The following is a 6,207-nucleotide window of genomic DNA, read 5'->3' on the forward strand; positions in this document are numbered from 1 at the left end:
TGCAACAATGGCCCACCGTCAAGCACGGGCAAAGCCACGGACGCCGCACACGGCGGCGTCCCGGCCCCTGGAAAACGGCGTACGAAGGGACATCGCGAACATATGAGCGCGTCAGGCGGCACCAAGGCGATCGTGGCGGCACTGGCCGCCAACCTCGCGATCGCGGTAGCGAAGTTCGTGGCGTTCATCTTCAGCAACTCGTCGTCGATGCTCGCCGAGTCCGTCCACTCACTCGCCGACTCCGGCAACCAGGCGCTGCTCCTCGTCGGCGGCAAGAAGGCCAAGCGCGAGGCCACCCCGCAACACCCCTTCGGCTACGGCCGCGAGCGCTACATCTACGCCTTCCTCGTCTCCATCGTCCTCTTCTCGGTCGGCGGCATGTTCGCCCTCTACGAGGGCTACGAGAAGATCAAGCACCCGCACGAGCTGACGCACTGGTACTGGCCCGTCGGCGTCCTGGTCTTCGCGATCATTGCCGAGACCTTCTCCTTCCGCACGGCCATCAAGGAGTCCAACGCCCTGCGCGGCAAGCGCTCCTGGAAGGAGTTCGTCCGCCACGCCAAGGCCCCTGAACTCCCGGTCGTCCTCCTGGAGGACCTCGGCGCCCTCGTCGGCCTCATCCTCGCCCTCGGCGGTGTCGGCCTCGCCCTGCTCACCGGCGACAGCGTCTGGGACGGCATCGGCACCCTCTGCATCGGCATCCTGCTCATCCTGATCGCCCTGGTCCTCGCCGCCGAGACCAAGTCGCTGCTGCTCGGCGAGTCCGCCGGCACCGAGGAGACCCAGAAGATCGAGGCCGCGCTCGTCGACGGCACCACGGTCACCCGCATCATCCACATGCGCACGCTCCACCTCGGCCCCGACGAGCTCCTCGTCGCCGCCAAGATCGCCGTCCGGCACGACGACACGGCGACCGAGATCGCCTCCGCCATCGACGCCGCCGAGTCCCGCATCCGCGACGCCGTCCCGATCGCCCGCGTGATCTACCTCGAACCGGACGTCTACAGCGAGGCCGAGGCGGCCAAGGGCCCCGACCCCGAGGCCTCCCCCGGAGGCCCGGCCCCCGCGGCCCACTGACCTCTCCCGCTCGCGCCCACGGGGCCCGCCGGACCGACCGGCGGGCCCCGTCGCCGTCTCCGGACCCGCCGCTGACCGCCCGGCCGATTCACGGGCGGGCTGGGGTTCGCCCCCGCCCCCGGTGTAGCTTGGGACGGAGCCAGACGTCGCTGCTGATGGCGGTCGGGCGGTCCGATGCGGACCGGCCGAGGGAGAGAGGGCCTCCGACGGACTGCGCTGCGCGCACGCGGGCATGCCTGTGTCCTCTTTCGGGCACTCCTGTGTCCGCCGCCGCGCAGACCAGCCGTACCCACCCTCGCCCCAACTCCGAGGAGCAGCTCGCAATGACGACTGTCGAGAACCGACAGGACTTCAAGGTCGCCGACCTCTCCCTGGCCGCGTTCGGCCGCAAGGAGATCACCCTCGCCGAGCACGAGATGCCGGGCCTGATGGCGATCCGCAAGGAGTACGCCGAAGCGCAGCCCCTGGCCGGCGCCCGCGTCACCGGCTCCCTGCACATGACCGTCCAGACCGCCGTGCTCATCGAGACCCTGGTCGCCCTCGGCGCGCAGGTCCGCTGGGCCTCCTGCAACATCTTCTCCACCCAGGACCACGCGGCCGCCGCCATCGCCGTCGGCCCGAACGGCACCGTGGACAACCCCCAGGGCGTCCCGGTCTTCGCCTGGAAGGGCGAGACCCTGGAGGAGTACTGGTGGTGCACCGAGCAGGCGCTGACCTGGCCGGACAGCCCCACCGGCGGCCCCAACATGATCCTGGACGACGGCGGCGACGCCACCCTCCTCGTCCACAAGGGCGTCGAGTACGAGAAGGACGGCAAGGTCCCCTCGCCCGACACCGCCGAGTCCGACGAGCACCGCGTCATCCTCGAACTGCTGACCCGCACCCTGGGCGAGAACCCCCAGAAGTGGACCCAGCTGTCCTCCGAGATCCGCGGTGTCACCGAGGAGACCACGACCGGCGTCCACCGCCTGTACGAGATGCAGCGCGACGGCACCCTCCTGTTCCCGGCGATCAACGTCAACGACGCCGTCACCAAGTCGAAGTTCGACAACAAGTACGGCTGCCGCCACTCCCTCATCGACGGCATCAACCGCGCCACCGACGTCCTCATCGGCGGCAAGACCGCGGTGGTCTTCGGCTACGGCGACGTGGGCAAGGGCTGCGCGGAGTCCCTGCGCGGACAGGGCGCCCGCGTGATCGTCACCGAGATCGACCCCATCTGCGCCCTCCAGGCCGCGATGGACGGCTACCAGGTCGCGACCCTCGAGGATGTCGTCGAGACGGCCGACATCTTCATCACCACGACCGGCAACAAGGACATCATCATGGCCTCGGACATGGCCAAGATGAAGCACCAGGCGATCGTCGGCAACATCGGCCACTTCGACAACGAGATCGACATGGCCGGCCTCGCCAAGATCCCCGGCATCGTCAAGGACGAGGTCAAGCCGCAGGTCCACACCTGGACCTTCCCCGACGGCAAGGTGATCATCGTCCTGTCCGAGGGCCGCCTGCTGAACCTGGGCAACGCCACCGGCCACCCGTCGTTCGTGATGTCCAACTCCTTCGCGGACCAGACCCTGGCCCAGATCGAGCTGTTCACCAAGCCCGACGAGTACCCGACCGGCGTCTACGTGCTGCCCAAGCACCTCGACGAGAAGGTCGCCCGCCTCCACCTCGACGCGCTCGGCGTGAAGCTCACGACGCTGCGCCCCGAGCAGGCCGAGTACATCGGCGTGAAGGTCGAGGGCCCGTTCAAGCCGGACCACTACCGCTACTGAGCCGAGCAGCACCGCTGCCGGTCGGCCGGCAGCCGGTTCAGATCTCCGAGGCAGGCCCCCGCACCCCCGTGCCGGGGGCCTGCCCCGTTTGACGGACCGGCGACCGGCCCAGCCCGTCAAGACCCAGGACCCCCATGCCCCGCGGCCGATATTCGCTCCACGATCCGCACGATCACACCCCCCTCGCGGAAGAGCACTTCCAGTGCGCCCCCGGCCCCTCCGGCTGGCGCTACGTCTCCCAGCTGACCACCCCCGCCGGCGAGCACCACGGCTCCGTCGACCTCACCCTCGACGAACTGGGCCGCCCCCTCCGTCTGGAACTCCACGCCGCCGCCTGGCAGGTCCGCGGCGCCGCTCTCGACGGCGTGACCTGGGTCCGTACCGATCCCACCGGGACCGAGGCCACCGAAGGCAATGTGCGCGCCCACGCCTTCACCGGCACGTCCCCGGCATTTCTCGTCGCCACCGCCCGCCTCCTGCGCCTCACCCCCTCCGCGGCCGCCACCCGCGTACGCCTCGTCGCCTTCACCGACCCGGTCCTCGCCCCGCGCACCGTGGACCAGTCCTGGGCCTTGGTGAAGAGCGAAGCACACGCCACTGACAACGGCCCCCTGACCGTGGACGAATACCAGGTCACAGCCCTGGACACGGGCGAGCAGCACACCGTGCACATCGCCGGGGACGTGGTGCTCGCGGCCCCCGGCATCGAGCTCGAAGACCTGGAGTCACCACCGTCGGCGTTCACCTGAGCGGGCAGCCGAGCCCGGCCGGACGCCGCCGCGCTCCATCACGCCGGAGGCACGAACCCGGTGCCGGGCCGCTCGCCGACCGAGGCACCGGATGAGGCACCGGATGAGTCCGCGGCCCGCCGCTCCCCGCCGGACGTCTCGGACACCACCTCGGACGCCCCGGCAGATGGCGCAGAGGCAGCCGGTGCCGAGCCCGCAGTCCGGGCGTTGCCAGCTGATGGAGCCGCGTGGGTATCCACCGGGACGTCAGCCGCCGGAGCCGGAGCCGGAGCCGGAGCCGGAGCCGGAGCGGGTGCGGTCGCTTGGGCCGCGTCGTTTCCGAAGGCCCGTCGGGCCTCCCGCGCCTGCCGTTCCTGTACGACCGCGGCCAGATACACCGCCGGCGGCACGTCCTGCGGCACCGGAGCGCCCGTCCGCTCGGCGAGATCCGACGCCAGCCGCTCCGCCATCAACCAGCCCACCTGCGGGTCGAGCTGCTGCATGCGCGTCAGGTACTGCCGGACAGCGAGCCACAGCCCGTCGGGCACTGCCGACAGGTCGAGCCCCGAGAACCGTCCCGCCAGCCAGGGCGGAGGGGGCGGCACGAAGCCGGTCCGCGTGACCGGAATCCGCTCCCGCACGACGAGCGTCCCCGCGAACACATCCCCCAGCCGCCGCCCGCGCGCCGACACGAACGAGGCGATGCAGGCGACGATCCCGAAGGTCATGAGGATCTCGATCACGCCGATCAAGCCCCTCACCAGCGCATGCCGGAACCGGATGGGGCCCCCGTCGTCCCGCACCACCCGCAGTCCGCACGCCATCTTCCCGAGCGACCGCCCGTGACTGAGCGTCTCCACGGCGATCGGCCCGCCCACCAGCACGAGAACGAACGTGGCGATCGACAGCGCCGTCTGCGCCGCTTCGTCGAGTGACGCCGTGGAAACCACCAGCGCGACGGTCACCGCGACGTAGAGCGCCATGGCCGCCACCAGATCGAGCAGTACGGCCAGCGCCCTGCTGGGCAACCTCGCGGGGCGCAGCTCCAACGCCACAGCCTCGCCCGTCACCAGCTCACTCACGCCTGCCGCCCTTCCCCTGCCCTGCCCCCGACAGGGCCAGTCTGCCAAGCTGAGGGCGCATCGCACCGTAGTACGACAAGCTGATCCACGACGAGCCTCCGACGACCAGCCGAGGAGCAGGCACCCCGATGGACCTCGACGTCTTCGTCTCCGCCCACCGAGCGGAGTGGGACCGCCTCGAAGCCTTGCTCCGCCGCCAGCGCCGACTCAACGGCGCGGAAGCCGACGAACTCGTCACCCTCTACCAGCGCACGGCGACGCACCTCTCCCTGATCCAGTCCAGCGCCCCTGACCCCCAGCTGACCGGTCGCCTCAGCCAGCTCGTGGCACGCGCGCGTAGTGCCGTGACAGGCACCCGACGCGCCTCCTGGCGCGACGTCACACGCTTCTTGGCCCACGGCTTCCCGGCCGCCGTCTACAAGTCGCGCCACTGGTGGGTGCCCACCGCGCTCCTGTCCACGGCCGTCGCGGCCCTCCTGGGCTGGTGGATCGGTACCCACCCGGAAGTGCAGGCCTCGATCGCGGCCCCCAGCGAACTCCGTGAGCTGACTCGCCCCGGCGGCCAGTACGAGACGTACTACTCCAGCCACCCGGCCGCGAGCTTCGCCGCCCAGGTCTGGACGAACAACGCCTGGGCCGCCGCCCTGTGTCTCATCCTCGGGGTCTTCCTGGGACTCCCGGTCCTCTGGATCCTCTTCCAGAACATGCTCAACCTCGGGATCGGAGTAGGCCTGATGTCCTCGGCCGGCCGTCTCGACACGTTCCTGGGCCTGGTCCTCCCGCACGGTCTCCTCGAACTGACCGCGGTCTTCGTCGCGGCCGGCACCGGCCTGCGCCTGGGCTGGACCCTCGTCGACCCCGGCCCCCGGACGCGGCGGACGGCGCTCGCGGAAGAAGGCCGAGCCGCCATAGGCATGGCCATCGGTCTGGCCCTCGTCCTCTTCGTCTCCGGAGCCATCGAAGGCTTCGTCACCCCGTCCGGCCTCCCCACCTGGGCCCGCATCACCATCGGGGTCGCCGCCGAAGTGGCCTTCCTGGCCTATGTCTACGTCCTGGGCGGCCGTGCCACCCGCGCTGGAGAGACAGGTGACGTCGCGGCAGCGGAACGCAGTGCGACCGTCCCCACGGCAGCCTGATCGTCCCGCCCACCACCGGATGTGCGACCACCTCTGTTCAACTGCTAGTCTCCTCTTCGCCCCACAGGAGCCGTTGACACGGCGAGTGAGGGGAGGTAGATTCGAACAGTTGCCTGGACATGGGCTCTAGCCCCGGACCAGCCACAGTGAACATCTACCTGCTTCTTGAAACGCTGATTTCATTGAAGCCTCTCCCGATGAATCGGAAATGAGCGGCCGGTCAGTCCGGCTCAAAACTTCTGATAAAGTCGGAACCGCCGGAAAGGGAAACGCGGAAGCGGGAACCTGGAAAGCACCGAGGAAATCGGATCGAGAAAAGATCTGATAGAGTCGGAAACGCAAGACCGAAGGGAAGCGCCCGGAGGAAAGCCCGAGAGGGTGAGTACAAAGGAAGCGACCGTTC

General features: G+C 69.8%; 5 protein-coding genes. 4 read left to right on the forward strand and 1 reads right to left on the reverse strand.

The window, feature by feature from the left end:
- Positions 1 to 102 precede the first annotated feature (102 nt).
- From GTY56_RS08195 to GTY56_RS08205, 3 genes are all read left to right on the forward strand, one after another.
- Positions 103 to 1,077 carry a cation diffusion facilitator family transporter gene (locus GTY56_RS08195; RefSeq protein ID WP_161363977.1) on the forward strand — a complete coding sequence of 325 codons (975 nt, stop codon included), beginning with the start codon at positions 103 to 105 and terminating at the stop codon, positions 1,075 to 1,077.
- 323 nt (positions 1,078 to 1,400) lie between these two features.
- Positions 1,401 to 2,858 (forward strand): adenosylhomocysteinase, encoded by a 1,458-nt coding sequence (gene ahcY, locus GTY56_RS08200; RefSeq protein WP_161363979.1) that lies wholly within the window; start codon positions 1,401 to 1,403, stop codon positions 2,856 to 2,858.
- A 134-nt stretch (positions 2,859 to 2,992) separates the two neighbouring features.
- Positions 2,993 to 3,607 (forward strand): hypothetical protein, encoded by a 615-nt coding sequence (locus GTY56_RS08205; protein ID WP_161363981.1) that lies wholly within the window; start codon positions 2,993 to 2,995, stop codon positions 3,605 to 3,607.
- Positions 3,608 to 3,645: 38 nt separating this feature from the next.
- Here the strand turns inward: GTY56_RS08205 and GTY56_RS08210 are convergent, their stop codons facing one another.
- Positions 3,646 to 4,668, reverse strand: a complete 1,023-nt coding sequence (locus tag GTY56_RS08210; protein ID WP_161363983.1) for an RDD family protein — start codon at positions 4,666 to 4,668, stop codon at positions 3,646 to 3,648.
- 128 nt (positions 4,669 to 4,796) lie between these two features.
- Here GTY56_RS08210 and GTY56_RS08215 point away from each other — a divergent pair, with 128 nt between their 5' ends.
- A complete protein-coding gene (locus GTY56_RS08215; protein ID WP_161363985.1) occupies positions 4,797 to 5,804 on the forward strand; it encodes a stage II sporulation protein M in 1,008 nt (335 codons plus the stop codon).
- Positions 5,805 to 6,207 lie beyond the last annotated feature (403 nt).

It is taken from the genome of Streptomyces sp. SID5643, assembly GCF_009872555.1.
GTDB lineage: Bacteria > Actinomycetota > Actinomycetes > Streptomycetales > Streptomycetaceae > Streptomyces > Streptomyces iakyrus.

Bases quoted from the DNA above. Each gene is read 5' to 3' on its own strand.
- GTY56_RS08205 (WP_161363981.1), top strand. From the start codon at position 2,993: ATGCCCCGCGGCCGATATTCGCTCCACGATCCGCACGATCACACCCCC.
- ahcY (WP_161363979.1), top strand. From the start codon at position 1,401: ATGACGACTGTCGAGAACCGACAGGACTTCAAGGTCGCCGACCTCTCC.
- GTY56_RS08215 (WP_161363985.1), top strand. From the start codon at position 4,797: ATGGACCTCGACGTCTTCGTCTCCGCCCACCGAGCGGAGTGGGACCGC.
- GTY56_RS08195 (WP_161363977.1), top strand. From the start codon at position 103: ATGAGCGCGTCAGGCGGCACCAAGGCGATCGTGGCGGCACTGGCCGCC.